We start from the raw sequence: 1,640 nt of genomic DNA, 5'->3' as shown, positions 1-1,640 counted from the left end.
TTTGGATAAGCCCTCGACCGATTAGTATTGGTCAGCTCCATGCATTGCTGCACTTCCACCTCCAACCTATCTACCTCGTCGTCTTCAAGGGGTCTTACTAGTTGGGAAATCTCATCTTGAGGGGGGCTTCACGCTTAGATGCTTTCAGCGCTTATCCCGTCCGTACGTAGCTACCCAGCCATGCTCCTGGCGGAACAACTGGTGCACCAGCGGTACGTCCATCCCGGTCCTCTCGTACTAAGGACAGCTCCTCTCAAATTTCCTACGCCCACGACAGATAGGGACCGAACTGTCTCACGACGTTCTGAACCCAGCTCGCGTACCGCTTTAATGGGCGAACAGCCCAACCCTTGGGACCTACTTCAGCCCCAGGATGCGATGAGCCGACATCGAGGTGCCAAACCTCCCCGTCGATGTGGACTCTTGGGGGAGATAAGCCTGTTATCCCCAGGGTAGCTTTTATCCGTTGAGCGATGGCCCTTCCATGCGGTACCACCGGATCACTAAGCCCGACTTTCGTCCCTGCTCGACTTGTAGGTCTCGCAGTCAAGCTCCCTTATGCCTTTGCACTCTTCGAATGATTTCCAACCATTCTGAGGGAACCTTGGGGCGCCTCCGTTACTCTTTAGGAGGCGACCGCCCCAGTCAAACTGCCCGCCTGACACTGTCCCCGTACCGGATCACGGTACCAGGTTAGAACCTAGATACGATCAGGGTGGTATCCCAACGTCGCCTCCACACAAGCTGGCGCTCATGCTTCAAAGGCTCCCACCTATCCTGTACAGATCGTACCCAAATCCAATATCAAGCTGCAGTAAAGCTCCATGGGGTCTTTCCGTCTTGTCGCGGGTAACCTGCATCTTCACAGGTATTAAAATTTCACCGGATCTCTCGTTGAGACAGCGCCCAAGTCGTTACGCCATTCGTGCGGGTCAGAATTTACCTGACAAGGAATTTCGCTACCTTAGGACCGTTATAGTTACGGCCGCCGTTTACTGGGGCTTCGGTTCACAGCTTCGGATTGCTCCTAACCGCTCCCCTTAACCTTCCAGCACCGGGCAGGCGTCAGCCCGTATACTTCGCCTTACGGCTTCGCACAGACCTGTGTTTTTGCTAAACAGTCGCTTGGGCCTTTTCACTGCGGCCCCCTCGGGCTATTCACCCTACCGAGGCACCCCTTCTCCCGAAGTTACGGGGTCATTTTGCCGAGTTCCTTAACGAGAGTTCTTCCGCGCGCCTTAGAATTCTCTTCTCGCCTACCTGTGTCGGTTTGCGGTACGGGCACCTTCACCTGACTAGAGGCTTTTCTTGGCAGTGTGAGATCATGACCTTCGCTACTATAATTTTCACTCCCCATCACAGCCCAGCCTTACGATGTGCGGATTTGCCTACACATCAGCCTCACTGCTTGGACGGACATCCATCAGTCCGCGTCACTACCCTCCTGCGTCACCCCATCGTTCATAACGGTTTACGGTGGTACAGGAATTTCAACCTGTTGTCCTTCGATTACGCCTTTCGGCCTCACCTTAGGTCCCGACTTACCCTGAGCGGACGAGCCTTCCTCAGGAAACCTTGGGCTTTCGGCGGATCAGATTCTCACTGATCTTTTCGTTACTCATACCGGCATTCTCACTTGT

General features: G+C 54.3%; 1 rRNA gene. It reads right to left on the bottom strand.

From position 1 onward, the window contains the following. Window position 1: 1 nt before the first annotated feature. Window positions 2–1,640 (bottom strand): 23S ribosomal RNA (locus tag PLA01S_RS31735); the annotation flags it as partial.

It is taken from the genome of Paenibacillus lautus NBRC 15380, assembly GCF_004000945.1.
GTDB lineage: Bacteria > Bacillota > Bacilli > Paenibacillales > Paenibacillaceae > Paenibacillus_AQ > Paenibacillus_AQ lautus.
Note: the sequence above shows the minus strand (reverse complement) of the source record. Positions and strands in the feature narration are given on the sequence as shown.